The 15,266-nt window shown below is 39.0% G+C and carries 14 protein-coding genes; 9 read left to right on the top strand and 5 right to left on the bottom strand.

Annotation, left to right across the window (positions count from 1 at the left end; translation table 11 throughout):
- Nucleotides 1–27: 27 nt before the first annotated feature.
- A complete protein-coding gene (locus J671_RS20770; protein WP_004812228.1) occupies nt 28–960 on the bottom strand; it encodes an IS5-like element ISAha3 family transposase in 933 nt (310 codons plus the stop codon).
- Between the two features lie 140 nt (nt 961–1,100).
- On the opposite strand from J671_RS20770, the gene J671_RS20765 reads away from it, so the two are divergent.
- The 3 genes from J671_RS20765 (at nt 1,101) to J671_RS20755 (ending at nt 4,153) form a co-directional block, all read left to right on the top strand.
- Complete coding sequence (locus tag J671_RS20765) at nt 1,101–1,733, top strand: LysE family translocator (protein WP_004710695.1); 633 nt, start codon at nt 1,101–1,103, stop codon at nt 1,731–1,733.
- 118 nt (nt 1,734–1,851) lie between these two features.
- Nucleotides 1,852–2,787, top strand: a complete 936-nt coding sequence (gene lpxL / locus J671_RS20760; protein ID WP_031983302.1) for an LpxL/LpxP family Kdo(2)-lipid IV(A) lauroyl/palmitoleoyl acyltransferase — start codon at nt 1,852–1,854, stop codon at nt 2,785–2,787.
- Between the two features lie 265 nt (nt 2,788–3,052).
- The gene (locus J671_RS20755; protein WP_031983301.1) at nt 3,053–4,153 is read left to right on the top strand and encodes a glycosyltransferase family 4 protein; all 1,101 of its coding nucleotides are present in this window, start codon (nt 3,053–3,055) and stop codon (nt 4,151–4,153) included.
- A 56-nt stretch (nt 4,154–4,209) separates the two neighbouring features.
- On the opposite strand, the gene gltP is transcribed toward J671_RS20755, so the two are convergent.
- Complete coding sequence (gltP, locus tag J671_RS20750) at nt 4,210–5,496, bottom strand: glutamate/aspartate:proton symporter GltP (protein WP_031983300.1); 1,287 nt, start codon at nt 5,494–5,496, stop codon at nt 4,210–4,212.
- A 690-nt stretch (nt 5,497–6,186) separates the two neighbouring features.
- Nucleotides 6,187–7,308: an endonuclease/exonuclease/phosphatase family protein gene (locus J671_RS20745; RefSeq protein ID WP_002053517.1), complete on the bottom strand. Its 1,122-nt coding sequence runs from the start codon at nt 7,306–7,308 to the stop codon at nt 6,187–6,189.
- Between the two features lie 187 nt (nt 7,309–7,495).
- Here J671_RS20745 and asd point away from each other — a divergent pair, with 187 nt between their 5' ends.
- From asd to truA, 5 genes are all read left to right on the top strand, one after another.
- Nucleotides 7,496–8,614, top strand: coding sequence for an aspartate-semialdehyde dehydrogenase (gene asd, locus J671_RS20740; protein ID WP_031983298.1), 1,119 nt, complete (start codon nt 7,496–7,498; stop codon nt 8,612–8,614).
- A 148-nt stretch (nt 8,615–8,762) separates the two neighbouring features.
- On the top strand, nt 8,763–10,124 hold the full coding sequence (locus tag J671_RS20735) for a FimV family protein (protein WP_031983297.1): 1,362 nt from the start codon (nt 8,763–8,765) through the stop codon (nt 10,122–10,124).
- A gap of 59 nt (nt 10,125–10,183) precedes the next feature.
- Nucleotides 10,184–11,476 carry a hypothetical protein gene (locus J671_RS20730; RefSeq protein ID WP_031983296.1) on the top strand — a complete coding sequence of 431 codons (1,293 nt, stop codon included), beginning with the start codon at nt 10,184–10,186 and terminating at the stop codon, nt 11,474–11,476.
- A gap of 58 nt (nt 11,477–11,534) precedes the next feature.
- Entirely contained in the window at nt 11,535–12,506 is a 972-nt protein-coding gene (locus tag J671_RS20725) for an asparaginase (protein ID WP_031983295.1), read from the top strand.
- A 14-nt stretch (nt 12,507–12,520) separates the two neighbouring features.
- Nucleotides 12,521–13,318: a tRNA pseudouridine(38-40) synthase TruA gene (gene truA / locus J671_RS20720; protein ID WP_031983293.1), complete on the top strand. Its 798-nt coding sequence runs from the start codon at nt 12,521–12,523 to the stop codon at nt 13,316–13,318.
- A gap of 16 nt (nt 13,319–13,334) precedes the next feature.
- Here truA and J671_RS20715 read toward each other — a convergent pair whose 3' ends face one another.
- Nucleotides 13,335–14,345 carry an AraC family transcriptional regulator gene (locus tag J671_RS20715; protein ID WP_004710706.1) on the bottom strand — a complete coding sequence of 337 codons (1,011 nt, stop codon included), beginning with the start codon at nt 14,343–14,345 and terminating at the stop codon, nt 13,335–13,337.
- A 264-nt stretch (nt 14,346–14,609) separates the two neighbouring features.
- On the opposite strand from J671_RS20715, the gene infA reads away from it, so the two are divergent.
- A complete protein-coding gene (infA, locus tag J671_RS20710; protein ID WP_001284370.1) occupies nt 14,610–14,831 on the top strand; it encodes a translation initiation factor IF-1 in 222 nt (73 codons plus the stop codon).
- A gap of 51 nt (nt 14,832–14,882) precedes the next feature.
- On the opposite strand, the gene J671_RS20705 is transcribed toward infA, so the two are convergent.
- A complete protein-coding gene (locus tag J671_RS20705; RefSeq protein WP_081404946.1) occupies nt 14,883–15,257 on the bottom strand; it encodes a lysozyme inhibitor LprI family protein in 375 nt (124 codons plus the stop codon).
- Between the last annotated feature and the right edge of the window lie 9 nt (nt 15,258–15,266).

Below are 15,266 nucleotides of genomic sequence, written 5' to 3'. Positions count from 1 at the left end.
GCTGAGTTCTCCCCAATCCATTCAAATTTAAGACACAACTTGGGTGCGAGGTCTACCTAATTCCGTAAATCTATTCAGAACTGCCACACGCGCATGAATTTCATTGACCTGACTTTGAAAATGTCTTGCCGTCAGCCTATCACCTAATAATTTGATGCAATGCATCTTGGTTTCCACCAAACTACGACGGTGATAACCCGACCATTTTTTCCATAGGGTTCTGCCTAAATGTTTAACCGTTTGAAGTAACTCATTTCGTTCTATTGAACTTATTTTAGAATCTTTCCAGGGCTTGGCATTCTTTCTGGGTGGAATTACTGCATGTGCTTGACGATCTGAAATCACTTTTCTGCAGCACTTCGTGTCGTACGCGCCATCGGTATAGACAGAATCTATTCGCTCATCTAGTGGAATTTGATCCAGTAAATCACCTAGTACTTGTGAATCACTGACATTATTTGTAGTAAGCTGAACGGCACGTATTTGCAGTGTTTCAGCATCTATACCAATATGCAGTTTACGCCATTGCCGACGGTATTCAGGCTGATGTTTTTTACGCTTCCATTCGCCTTCACCTAAAAACTTTAAACCCGTAGAGTCGACAAGTAGGTGTAACCCATCATGACTTTTCTGATAGCTTATCGCAATATCAATATGCTTTTGTCGTCTACAAAGGGTGGAGTAATCTGGTGCTGTCCAATTCAAGCCACAGAGTTTAATCAGGCTTTGAACAAAGCCAGTAACCATACGTAAAGAAAGACGGAATAGAGATTTGATCATTAAACAGCATTGAATCGCTGTATCGGAATAAGTTTGATTTCGTCCTTGCTTGCCTTGTGGTTGTGCATACCATTGCGTCTTAGGATCAAACCAGATTGAAATATTTCCTCGCTTGATTAAAGCTTGGTTATACGAGGACCAATTGGTTGTACGATAGATTTTAGGTGTAGGCTTCTTCATCTGGAAATTATATTACTGAAGAAGCCTTCAAGAATAGCTTTGTGCAACAAAGCCATTTAAAAAGACAATGAATAATGTTTCGCTGTATATAAAATAATTATGATATACCTATCAGTATAATAATATTTAAGGATAATTCCGTGCTAGATCTCTCTCAAATTTTGGCATTCGGACTCATTTGCTTGGCGATGGTACTCACCCCGGGTCCGAACATGATTTATCTTATCTCTCGCTCCATTAGTCAAGGCAAAATAGCAGGTTTTATTTCCCTCGGTGGGGTTGCTGTTGGTTTTGTATTTTATATGCTCTGCGCTTCTTTCGGGATCACAGCGCTTGTTGTGGCAGTTCCATATGCCTATGACACGATTCGTATTGCCGGTGCCATATATTTACTCTGGCTTGCATGGAAAGCATTACGTCCAAATGCAGCGCCTATTTTCAGTGTAAAAGACTTATCTATTGACTCACCATTAAAATTATTTTTAATGGGCTTTTTGACAAATTTACTTAATCCTAAAATTGCAATTATGTATTTGTCTTTATTGCCACAGTTTATACATCCACAACAAGGCAGTATTTTAGCGCAGTCCATTCAACTCGGAACCATACAAATTTTTGTAAGTGTTTCCGTCAATGCATTGATTGTATTTTCTGCAGGTAGTATTGCGCTCTTTCTACAGCAAAAACCGCTTTGGGCGAGCATTCAACGCTGGATTATGGGGACGGTATTAGCTGGACTCGCTGTTCGTATTCTTTTAGAACACCGCCGATAACCACTTTGTTTTCCTCCCCCTGCTCTAAAACTTCAATTTACTCCTGTGTATTACGACGATAAATTCAGTTCGTGATACACTTTTGCTAGTTTTAACTTTTTAAATTCTTTATATCGTTATGAGCCAAAAGCAGCCTTATACGCCCGGTGAGTTTCAATGGTCCTTTTTATTACCTAAATATTGGGGTGTATGGATTGCGATTACTTTCCTCATGCTTTTGGCTATTTTACCATGGGCGATCCAATGGCGTTTAGCTCACGGGTTAGCAAATATCGCTTGGAAATATTTAAAATCTCGTCGCAAAACTACTATTCGCAATTTAGAAGTTTGCTTTCCCGAATGGTCACCTGAAAAAGTACAGCAACAAGCAAAACAAGTTTTTGTAGATATGATGCTTGGTATTTTTGAGACCTTGAACGCATGGTATAAGCCGTACTGGTTTAAAAACCGTGTCACGATTGAAGGCTTAGAACACATTACCAATGCTCAAGCACAAGGCAAAGGCGTTTTATTACTAGGAACTCACAGTACTTTGCTTGATGCTGGTGGTTATGTATGCGCTCAATATTTTGAACCTGATGTTGTTTATCGTCCTCAAAATAACCCGCTACTCGATATGCTGATTTATCGCTGCCGCGGCACAATCTACAAAGCACAAATTGATCATGATGATATGCGCGGCTTAATTCGTCACCTTAAAGATGGTGATGCCATTTGGTATAGTCCCGATCAAGACTTCGGGCTTAAACAAGGCGTTATGGCACCATTTTTTGGAGTGCCAGCTGCGACAGTAACGGCTCACCGTCGTTTATTAAAAATTTCCAAAGCGGTTGCTGTTCCTTTATATTTTTATCGTCATGGCGATGTACATGACCCTAAATATCATATCTTGATTGAACCTGCAGTCGACAATATGCCAAGCGAAGATGAAGTCGATGATGCAACCCGCGTGAATAAGATTATTGAGAACCAGCTTCGTATCGCACCCACTCAATATATGTGGTTCCATCGTCGATTTAAAACACGTCCTGAAGGATATGAAGAGATCTACTAAGATAAAACTGTAATGATTTTAAAGTGGTAGTAAGCACAGCCTCAATTTAAAGTGAAACTCAAATACTTTCGAATAGGCAGACCTTACTTTTTAGGGATAAAAAGTAAGCAAAAATCCTTTGTTCCGCTGATGTTACTTCCATGTAACACAGCGAAACAGCGACATCCATGTCGCTAACACGATAGTAAATTCTGGATAATGATTTAGCTTGAAATGATGTATCTGTAAATGGTCCATCTTTTATAAATGTATAAGGCAAAAAACAATGAAAGTGATGCAACTTCTCCCAGAACTCAATAGCGGTGGCGTAGAACGCGGCACACTGGAAATTGCACGTGCACTAGTTGCACAAGGCCACCAATCTTTAGTTGTATCAAACGGCGGACGACTAGTGTCTCAACTTGAAGCCGAGGGTTCTAAACACTTAACACTACCGATTCATAAAAAATCTTTATCGAGCTTATGGCAAATTCGCCCTTTACGTCGACTTATTGAAGAGCATCAACCCGATATTGTTCATGTCCGCTCACGTGTCCCTGCGTGGCTTACTCATTTTGCCTTAAAAGGAATACCAGCACATAAGCGCCCTCACCTCATTAGCACAGTACATGGTTTTTATTCAGTTAATCGTTATAGTGCGATTATGACTCAAGCTGAAAAAGTAATTGCCGTTTCTGACAGCGTAGTTAAATACATCACTGACCATTATAAAAACTGTCCACCACAAGATATTGTCCGGATTTATCGAGGGATTGATCCAGCTGCTTTCCCGCATAACTACCAACCCTCAGCACAGTGGTTTAATCAAGTTTTTAATGACTTTCCTGAACTCGAAAATAAATTTTTACTATGCTTGCCTGGCCGTATTACACGTTTAAAAGGACATGAAAGCTTAATTGAATTGATGCAACAACTTCAGTCGCAATATCCTCAACTGCATGCTGTTGTTGTGGGTGGTGCCGATGCTAAAAAACAGGCCTATTTAAGTGAGTTGCAAAGCACCATTCAAAACAAAGGACTTGCAGATAAGATCACCTTTGTAGGACATCGCTCAGATATACGTGAATGGCTCGCTTTTAGCGATATTGTGCTCTCTCTATCCAATCAGGCAGAAACATTCGGTAGAACAGCATTAGAAGCACTCTCAGTCGGTACGCCAGTGATTGGCTGGAATCGTGGAGGTGTTGCAGAGATTTTATCTCATGTATATCCACAAGGTCTTGTTGAAGCTGAAAATGAAAAAGCTTTAGTAGAAAAAGTAAAACATCATATTGAACAACCTCAAACAGTTGCTCCTGTGACCATGTTCAGTTTAAAAGATATGTGCGACCAGACCATTGAGCTATATCAAAGTGTACTGAAATAACGTAATAAAAAACCCGCGATCATCGCGGGTTTTTTTACAACTAAAAGAAAGCAGTCTTATTTAAATGTTGCTTCATAAGCAGCAGCTTTTTCATAGTCGTATTGTTTTTCCCATTTACTGATTACAAGTACCGCAAGCGCGTTACCTACAACGTTCAACGCAGTACGTGCCATATCCATAATACGGTCAACACCAGCAATAAATGCTAAGCCTTCTACAGGAATACCAACACTACCTAATGTCGCTAATAACACAACAAACGATACGCCAGGAACACCCGCGATACCTTTAGAAGTAATCATTAATGTTACAACCAAAATAACTTGTTGACTGATTGACATTTCGATACCGTAAAGCTGTGCAATAAAGATTGCTGCAATACTTTGGTAAAGCGTAGAACCATCAAGGTTAAATGAATAACCTGTTGGAATTACAAAACTAGAAATTGCTTTTGGCGCGCCATAAGCTTCCATTTTTTGCATAATACGCGGTAAAACTGTTTCTGAACTTGCAGTCGAATATGCCAAAATTAATTCATCTTTCAAGATCTTAAGCAAAGTAAAGATATTGATACTGAACATTTTTGCAGTTAAACCAAGTACCACTAAAGCAAAGAACAAGATTGCACCGTAAACCAATACAACCAATTTACCTAATGGAATAAGTGAAGCGAAACCGAAGTTTGCAACAGTTACAGCGATCAAACCAAATACACCCACTGGCGCATATTTCATGATGATGTGTGTTACACGGAACATTGTTTCCGATACAGCATGAAATACATTTAATAATGGGTCTTTTGTTGTAGCTGGCAATGAAGATAAGCCAATACCAAAAAGCACAGCAAAGAAAATCACTGGTAACATTTCGCCATGTGCCATTGAACTAATAATGTTCGTTGGGATAAGCGATAATATCGTCTGGATAATACCATGAGACTGTGACTGTACTTCTTCAGTTGTATGCTTATATTGAGAAATATCAGTTTGAACCAGTTGAGACATATCAATGCCTGAACCTGGATGGAAGATATTTGCTGCAACCAAGCCGACCAAAATAGCAATAGTAGTAATAATTTCGAAATAGAGAATGGTTTTAAAACCAAGACGCCCAAGACTTTTTGTACTGCCAACACCCGCAATACCTAAAATCAATGTAGAGAAAACGATTGGAATAACAATCATTTTAATCAGGCTAATAAAGATCTTACCTAACGGCGTAAGAACGTTATTTACAATACTATCTTTGATTTCAGGCTGATTATGTAAAACAGCCCCGACAACTATCCCTAGGATTAAAGCAATTAAAATTTGCCACGCAAGGCTAAATTTAAAATTCTTCATAAGACAATCCTTATGCACCGCAAAGTATCAAATATGAGAGGGAGAAGACCACTATCTTAGAGTGAAACCTCAATATGTACACTAATTTCCAAACAGAAATTTAAATGCACAAGCAAATCACAACCCGCCGATCCGGCGAAGTAAACAACAATGCCTGTTGACGATCCAACATGTCAACGATCGGCACATTCTATTGAGATTTGCCAATTAAACAAGTCCAATTTATGTCTAAATAGACCAAAGCCTATATTTATTCTTCAATAATCTATAAAAACAAAAACTTATCAAAAAAAATTTTTGTATCTATTTTCATCGAAAAAGGCTCGGATATATAAAAAAACTTATGGACAACTACCTATAATTAAATAGATTTTAAAATTAAGATAATCTTAAAAATATTTCTTTAATTTACAAATAATTAAATGGTATTTATATAAAATATCAACCCGAGTTCTGCGTCCTGCAAAACTCGGGTAAATGAGGTTGTGCTTTCAGGGTATATAATTCTTTTTATTGCTTCCGTTCTAACATCTTATCCGTGATGTCGTTCCATATCAGCTTAGTGCATCCTTACTTGGGATTATCCATTCCCGCTTCCGTGTGCCGATGAATGTAGAATACGGGTTTTAGTTCCCCCTGCCTATTGGACCTAGACTCAAATCTTTGTACGATATTGCTTACAACCTGCTTTTATATACTTTTCTCTTTATAAGGCTCTGCAATTTCATCAGTCACTATTTTTTCTTCTTTTTCAGCTTTAGCAATACCTTCTTGTATTGCAGCTTGAGCTTCTTCTTCATCATCTTGAGTTTCTTCAACTTCTTCTTGAATCTCTTCAAATATTCGACCTGTTTGTAAAACGACGTAGACAGGAAAATGATCTGAGCCAATATGAGATAAACGCTGCATTTTTACTAAACCAAAGTCTGTACTATGAAAGATATGATCAAGTGACCAACGCAATAAAGAGTAATCTGCGTGAAAAGTATTAATAAAGTGTCGGCCAACTCGCGGGTCGAGTAATCCACTAATACGCTGAAATAAACGTGTTGTGCGTGACCATGCGACATCATTTAGATCTCCCATCACGATACAACTCTCATCCAGATCTTTAATTTGATCTCCAACAATTAAAAGCTCTGCATCTCGTAGTGTTGAATCTTTTGCTTCAGTTGGACTAGGCGGCTTAGGATGTAAACAGTAGAGCTGAACAGGCATCCCAGAACGTAAGATTACAGTGGTATGAATAGAAGGAATTTCATTACTTAAAATGAACTTGACCTCAGTATTTCTAAGCGGTAGTCGACTATATAAATGCATGCCATATAAATTATCTAATGGTACAGGCACACGGTAAGGGTACTCCTCTTCAATTTCTTTTAGAGCATTTTCCCATGTCTTGTCACTTTCTAACGTCAACAATAAATCAGGTTTTAATGTCCGTACATGCTCAAGTAATAAATGATATTTATCATTGGGTGTAAGCACATTAGAAACAATTAGTGAAATCTGCTTTTTAGGATCTACTTGATGTTGCTTTACCTTTTTAACCTGTTTTTTCCAAAACAAGGTATAAGGCAAAACCATTTTAAGTTGATAAGCAATTGCTGCAATGAGTACTGCAAGTAAAAGCTCACGCCATATGTTCCATTCAGACGGCCAAAACAACATGCCAATTAAAGCAATAAAGCCCACAAACAGAATTTGTAAACGTGGAAAATCAGCCCCTCTAAACCACCACTCATCACGAGGGATAAGTGACCAGAAAGTCAACCAAATCACCACCACAGACACAACTTCGATATAAATCATTGAAATTACTCTTTTAAGATGATTTGTTTTTTAATGTTTTTGTCATCTTTATCAATTTTGTATGTAACATAAACAAGATATTCTACTCAATAAAATTGCTGTTTTGATTCTGTAACGCTTGCAGTTGTGAGCACTTTTGATACACTCAACTCCCCCTAACAATTTTAACGCACCGAGGCAAAATGACATGAAAGTAGGTCTGGTCGGTTGGCGCGGGATGGTCGGTTCCGTCCTTATGCAACGTATGGTTGAAGAGAATGATTTTGCTCATATTGAGCCATTCTACTTCTCTACCAGTAATGCAGGTGGTGAAGCTCCTTCATTTGGTGGTAAGACTGCCCCAGCACTTATGGAAGCTACAGACATTACCAGTCTGAAGCAAATGGATGTCATTATTACCTGCCAAGGTGGTGACTACACGTCTGAAGTTTTCCCACAGTTAAAAGCAACTGGTTGGGATGGCTACTGGATTGATGCTGCATCTACTTTACGTATGTCTGATGATGCAATCATCGTTCTTGATCCAGTTAACCTTAACGTAATTAAAGACGGTTTAGCGAGAGGTACTAAAACTTTCGTTGGTGGTAACTGTACAGTATCACTTATGTTGATGGGCGTAGGCGCACTTTTCCAAAATAATTTGGTTGAGTGGATGACTGCTATGACTTATCAAGCAGCATCAGGTGCTGGCGCACAAAACATGCGTGAGTTGTTAACAGGTATGGGTTATTTGTACAACAATACCAAGACTTTGTTAGATGATCCTAAATCTGCAATTCTTGATATTGACCGTCAAGTTGCTGAGTTACAACGTGGTGAAGGCTTCCCTTCTGCGAACTTTGGTGTGCCACTTGCTGGTTCATTGATTCCTTACATTGATAAACAGCTTGAAAGCGGTCAATCTAAAGAAGAGTGGAAAGGTCAAGTTGAAACCAACAAGATTTTAGGTAACTCTCAAATTGTTCCTATTGATGGTCACTGTGTGCGTATCGGTGCAATGCGTTGCCACTCTCAAGCATTAACCATCAAACTGAAAAAAGATGTTCCGCTTGATGAGATCGAAGATATGATTCGTAACTCAAACCAGTGGGCTAAAGTTGTACCAAATACACGTGAAGCATCAATGACTGATCTTACACCTGTAGCTGTGACTGGTACCTTAACTGTACCTGTAGGCCGTTTACGCAAACTCAATATGGGTAAAGAGTATCTCGGTGCATTCACAGTAGGCGATCAGCTACTTTGGGGTGCTGCTGAACCTTTACGTCGTATGTTACGTATTTTAGTAGAATACAAAAGCTCATAATTTGACCTGAATTATTCAGTCAAAATAAAAAGCCGATCACATTTGATCGGCTTTTTCGTAACTGGTTTGTGAAAAATTAACAATTTATTTACATTTCATTATTGTATAATTTTGAACGACTTTACGACTGATCAGGTCATGGATTGAGATGACTGCATATAACAAATTAAAAATTGCCATTTTCACCATTATGTCTTCGCCTTGTGTTTATGCGATTACATTAGATCCTATTCAAATTCAATCTGCACCTGGGGAATTACTTTATGCAGAAATGAATTTTCAGCAAGCGGATCCAAATACCCCATTACAAGTCAGTTTAGCCACTCAAGAAGATCTTAATAGTTTGGGAGTCACTCACCAACCTCCTGGTAATCTGAACTTTTATACACGCCAAAATGGCCAAGGTTCTGGCGTTATTGTGATTACCTCATCTCGTCCTATTATTGATCCTGAATTGAATATTGTCGTAAAAGTCAGTGAAGGTAATGCAACTCGTCTTCAACATATTAAAACCGTTTTAAAGCCATCGCCTATAAAAAAGGTCGCTGCTAACGAAAGTCCACTTTCACCGCAATTTATCGTAAATGAAAAAGACATCGCGTTAAACTTACCGGAAAGTACTCGATACACACCTGCTGAGACAGCAACACCTGTAGCCGAAACTACAGCTAATGAGCGTAATCTAAACATTAGCACTGGAACTGCTCCTGCTTTGAATAACTCGGCTCCAACAACTCCTTTTACCGAAAAACCTGCGACTCAAGCGCCACAGCAAACAATAACAGCAATGAGCACAGAACCATCTGTTGTAGACAAGCAATCAGTTGCTCCTCTCAAAACGAGCAGTGACAATAAAGCCACTACAGTCAAAAAAGTAGCTCAATCTAAACCTGCTCAACAAAAAAATCTATTAAGTAAAAACACACAAAAAAAACAAAAAATAAGCACGTATAAAGGTCCAGCACCTACAGGTAAGTATGTCGTACAACGTAATGAGTCTTTATGGTCGATTGCTAATCGTATCGCAGCACAAACTAAACAACCTGTAGCTAAAGTCATGCGAGATATCCAAGCTCAAAATCGACATGCTTTTATCCAAGGCGATGTAAACCGTTTACGTCAGGGAATTTCACTAAATTTAACAGCAGCAAATACAGCCAAAGCGCCTCATACAAAACCTAAATCAACTGAAGCTAACTTAGCAAAACCTACTTCTGGCCGAGCTAAATATCGTTTGCAACAAGCTGAAATGAGCATTGTGGCAGAGAACAGCCCAAATTCTAATCATGGAAGTGCAAAAAAGAGCACACAACAAGGTCAAAACAATACTGAGTTAGCAGTAAAAGTTATGACAACTCGAGAAAAAACCGTTACATTACAAAGGAATGTAACCAAACTAAATCAAACTTTAAGTTTAAAAGACCAACGTATTCAACTTCTGAATGCGCGTTTGGCAGAGTTACAGCAGCAATTAAAAGCACAGCAACAAACTCACAAGCAAAAACACTAAGTTAAAACCAGAGTTAGCACGCTTTATATTGCAAAATTTTATTTTTTAAGGGGAAAGTAATGTTATATGTGATTCCGTTTATCATATTACTCGTGGTCGCCGTTGTTTTAAAAAAGCGCGAGAATGGCCAAAAACAAGAGACCACCTCCCCAAAAAGTATAAGTAAAAAATCGGGCAAAAAAGCAGGTGCCAAATCGAGTAAAAGCTCGCGTGAAAAAAGTAAAGCCAATGTAGTTGAAGAAATCACTCCTGCTCTTCCACAAAGTAGTCCGGTACCAGAAGCTGTTCGTCAAAATATTATACAACTCATTCAAGAAAAACAGTTTTCTGCGGCCGAAGCTCAAGTCAATCAGGCACTAAAGAAAGACAATACCCAACACGAATTGTATTTATTACTTCTTGAAGTTCATATTGCTCAAAAAGATGAATTTGCGATTCAACAACTTATTAGCCATATTCGCATCTTGGCATTAAATGAAATCACAATTAAAGCAGAAGCAAGACAAAAAGAATATGAGTCTTCAAGACAACCTGATGCTATTGATTTTCCTCAGGCTCAAACGTATGAAGAGCCAAAAAATACACCTGATACAACAGCTCAGTTTGACCAGTTAACAACAAGTTCTTCTGAAGCTTCTTTTGATGACTTGCAGAAAGACTATACACCGGTAAAACAAGAACCTGCTGTTGAAGTTGAACCGTTAGAATTTAACTTTTCATTCGAAAAAACTGCGGCTACAGAAAATACCAGCCAACCTGTACATGAAACAGAAGTATCAACTTCTCCGCAAGAACCAGAAGTATCGTCATCTAAGGAAACAAATGAGCTAGCTGATTTAGAGTTTTCTTTTGACTTGGCCCCTCAGCATGAAACTGAGGAAAAAACTCAAGCAGTAGAGGTAAAAGCAGATCAAGAGAGTAGCATCAATCCATTAGATTTTAATCTTGACTTAAATCCTTCAAGTTCAGAGACAAAGCCTGCTGAACAAGCTCCATCATTAGATGAAATTAAACTCGTAGAACAAGCGCCATTAGAAGCAGCTTCAATCGCACCTCTTGAGTTTTCGTTAGATGAGCCTGCATTAGTTACAGCGCCAGAGCTTGAAAATCAAAATTCTATAGATGTAGTCAATGAAGCAGTTACGCAAGCTCAAATAGAGGATCCACTTCTAGAAGCTTTTCCAGAATTAAAACAAGTAAATGAAAATGAGCTCGATTTGAAATTGGCTGAGCAATACATCAAGTTTGGAGCGAACCAAGCAGCACGCAATTTATTAGAGAGTGACGAGCAAAAATTCAACACAGAACAACAACAACATGCGAAAAACCTACTTAATCGCATAGCTTCTTAGAACTGTTCGATTTACCATAAGCAGTCAGAGATGACTGCTTTTTTATGCCTGCAAAAATATGAAAAAAATAGCCTTATTTTATATGGGTGGTACTTTTGGTTGCATTGGTGAACCTTTAGCGCCTATGCCTTACGACCAATTCTTGCCCCAACTTGAAAAAGTGATTCCACCACACTTAACGGTTGACTGCTTCGCTGCACCCAATATTGTCGATAGCAGTGCCTGTACGGCTCCTGATTGGTTACGTCTCATTCAACGGATACAACAACTACAACTTGAAGGCTATCAACATTTCGTTGTTATTCACGGTACAGACACGCTCAGTTATGCAGCTGCAACCCTAGCCCGCTTTTTAGGCCAAAGCTGTCATATTGTAATTACTGGTAGCCAATACCCGTTACTTAATATTCAAGGTGATAATACTCGTGAATTTACTGATGCAATTGAGAACTTATATCTTGCATTAGAACAAGTGATTAGCTTACCTGTAGGTGCTTATCTTGCATTTCATCATCAAGTATTCCATGCGCAAACTGCTTTAAAAACGCATACGACTGAACTCGATGCATTTTCAGGTTTAAGTAGTGAAGTTGAATTTACGCCTCAACAAAATGAATTAATCGTACAAGATGCTCAAATTGAAAAAGCTGCTTCATTCCAGATTTTAAACTGGATGATGCAACCGATTGCAACACAGCACTTGGTACAACAGTTGCGCCACTTACTTCCTGCCCCACCACACTTTTTGGTGTTACAAGGCTTTGGTACAGGCAATATCGCAGTTAACCCTGAGTTATTAGCAACCTTAGATGAGCTGTATGCTCGTGGTTGTGTTCCAATTTTGGCGACACAAGTGACCTTTGGGGGCATTGATCAACGTTATGCCATTAGCGCTTGGGCCAAAACTGCAAAAATTGTCATTAATGATGCACATAGTCATGCAGATCTTTATGCAAAAGCACTTCAAATCTATTTAAAATACCCAACCCCAGAACAATGGTTCAGCCATTGGAATGAAAATTTGCATTAAATAGAGGTAAAGCTATGCAACGTTATGCGGTCGGTATTGAGTTTAGCGGAGTTCAATATCGAGGTTGGCAAACACAACAGCCAGGCGTTGCCAGCGTTCAGGAAACGATTGAGCGTGTACTCAGCAAAATTGCAGATGAACCTATTGCACTTCATGGTGCGGGTAGAACAGATGCAGGTGTACATGCAACCAATATGGTGGCACATTTCGATACGAATGCCATTCGACCAGAAACGGGATGGTTAAGAGGAGCAAATAGCCAGTTACCTAAAGATATTTCCATTCAATGGATTAAACTGATGGATGAAAATTTTCATGCACGCTTTAAGGCGACTGCTCGACGTTACCGCTATGTTATTTATAACGCTCCTTGTCGCCCAGCCCTCTTACATAAACAGGTCACGCACATTTACCAACAGCTAGATGTGCAAAAGATGATTAAAGCTGCTAGTAAATTTGAAGGTACGCATAACTTTGAAACCTTTCGCGCAGCAGCATGCCAGTCCAATAAACCTGTTCGACATGTAACGCATTGTCGTCTATTTGAACATGGCCGCTATTTAGTGTTAGATATTCAAGCAGATGGTTTTTTACACCATATGGTGCGTAATATTGTTGGATGCTTACTCGAAATTGGTCAAGGTATGTATGAAATAGACCATATCGATACAATGTTTGCAGCACAAGATCGTAAAGCGGCAGGAGTCACTGCTCCACCTGACGGTCTCTACTTTATTCAATGTTACTATCCCGAGCAGTTTGACTTACCACAACCACCACTTGGGCCACATTGGTTAAACCTACCTGAGTAGGCTTAACCCATTTTTATTAGCGGTGCTGTTTACGCTTACGGTACTCAACTGGTGTTTCATTGGTCCAACGTTTAAACGCACGATAGAACGTACTTGGTTCGGAGAAACCCGTTAAATACACAATACGCTCCACACTCTCACTGGTATTTGCCAAAAGTTTTTTAGCTAAACGACAACGGTAGTCAGAAAGTATTTGTTGGAAACTGGTATTCGCTTCACTCAACTGAGTGCGTAAACGACGTGGCGTAATATTTAATTGTGCTGCTACAGTTTCTAGCGTGGTTTCTCCACTTTCTAGTGTTGAACCAATCGCTCGACGAACCTCACCAACCAAATCATAACGAGCCAATTCTTGTAGCTTTTCAATTGCGAGCTGTTCATGCAGTTGCAATAGTTCAGGTTCCGCCTGCCAAAGCTGGAAGTCTAAAATGGCAGGATCAAAATATAGCCTTGTTTCTTTTTGCCCTAAACTTACCGGACAGCCATAAACTCGGAAATATTCATCTTCCGAAGCACCTTCACTAAAGTTAAAATCAATGAAGATAGGATGAAACTGACCTTCGGTAATAAATTTGAAGAATCGAAGCACACCAGAAATCGCACATTCTGAAAAATGACGATTCACAAGGTTATCAGCCCCCACTTGCTCACCATTGGTTAAATAGCAACGCCCATCTTCGACAACCAGCTTTGCATCAAATGCATCACTAATTAGACGTTGATACGCTAAAGCTCTTTTAAGGCCTTCACCAAAGGTTTCACTACTAATAAATAAATGTTCAATCACCTGACCACGGTACAAAGGCAAATGCTCACCTAAATGCAAACCGATGTCTGGATCTTTACTGACTTCCTGAGCTGCAGTCCAAAAGGCATACTGTGCACTTAACGGAGTACGTGCATTTGTATCGACCTGATTTAAAGCGACTCCCGCTTTAGTTAATATTTCTTCTGTTGGCAATCCTGCACGACGAATTGCTTGATAGCCAAAACGTAATACAACTGATGCATCTGTTAGCTGACCCACGCAGTGCCCTTCCATGTAGATACTTCATTGATACTTAGGAGCTGTTGACTCTTTATGCATGAACAGTCCCTAATAACTATGATTTTAGATTAGCGTTGATTGACCAAACTGACAACAGAATTAGAGTTGTTTTGTGAAAAAAATTACATCTTTTTTTACTAGTCATAGTTTAACCAGATGCTTTAACAAGAAGATGTCTATCTTGTTTTTTTTAAATAAATTGACTATAATTTGCGCCTTTCCAATTTGATCATCAGGTAGGCTATGGCCAATAAAGAGGAACTCATTGAGTTCGAAGGCGTTGTCACCGAAACGCTTCCTAATACGATGTTCCGTGTACGTCTTGAAAACGGTCACGAAGTTATTGCACACATTTCTGGTAAAATGCGTAAACACTATATCCGTATTCTTACTGGCGACAGTGTAAAAGTCGAAATGACTCCATATGACTTAACTAAAGGTCGTATTACGTACCGTGCTCGCTAATTAGTGAATGCAAAAAAGCCACTTCATGATGTGGCTTTTTTATTGCTTTATTTATTCACTTAATCGACTGGACTTACACCCAACTGTTTGGCATTCACGCAATCTTTCTTGTAGCCAATGGTTTCTTTCCTGCGTTGTCTGTAAACGACACTGCACGTCTACACTATTTCTATTTGAATCTGTACATTCAGCATCACGTTGACGTATCCACGCAAGCTGAGACTTCTTAAGCGTATTTCTTTGTGCCGTATTCAATTTTGCTCTTAATGCCTGATAATTTTTATTTAGATCTGCATCAGCACTCGCATAGATTTTATTTGTACAGTAAATATCATCATAGGTATTACGAGTAGTTTCGCAATTATCGGCATATACCGCTGTTACTCCAAAGCTGCATAAAAGTGCTAAAAGTATTTTTTTCATCATGTTTTCCTT

This window comes from Acinetobacter sp. 1130196, assembly GCF_000588095.1.
Classification (GTDB): Bacteria; Pseudomonadota; Gammaproteobacteria; order Pseudomonadales; family Moraxellaceae; genus Acinetobacter; species Acinetobacter nosocomialis.
Note: the sequence above shows the minus strand (reverse complement) of the source record. Positions and strands in the feature narration are given on the sequence as shown.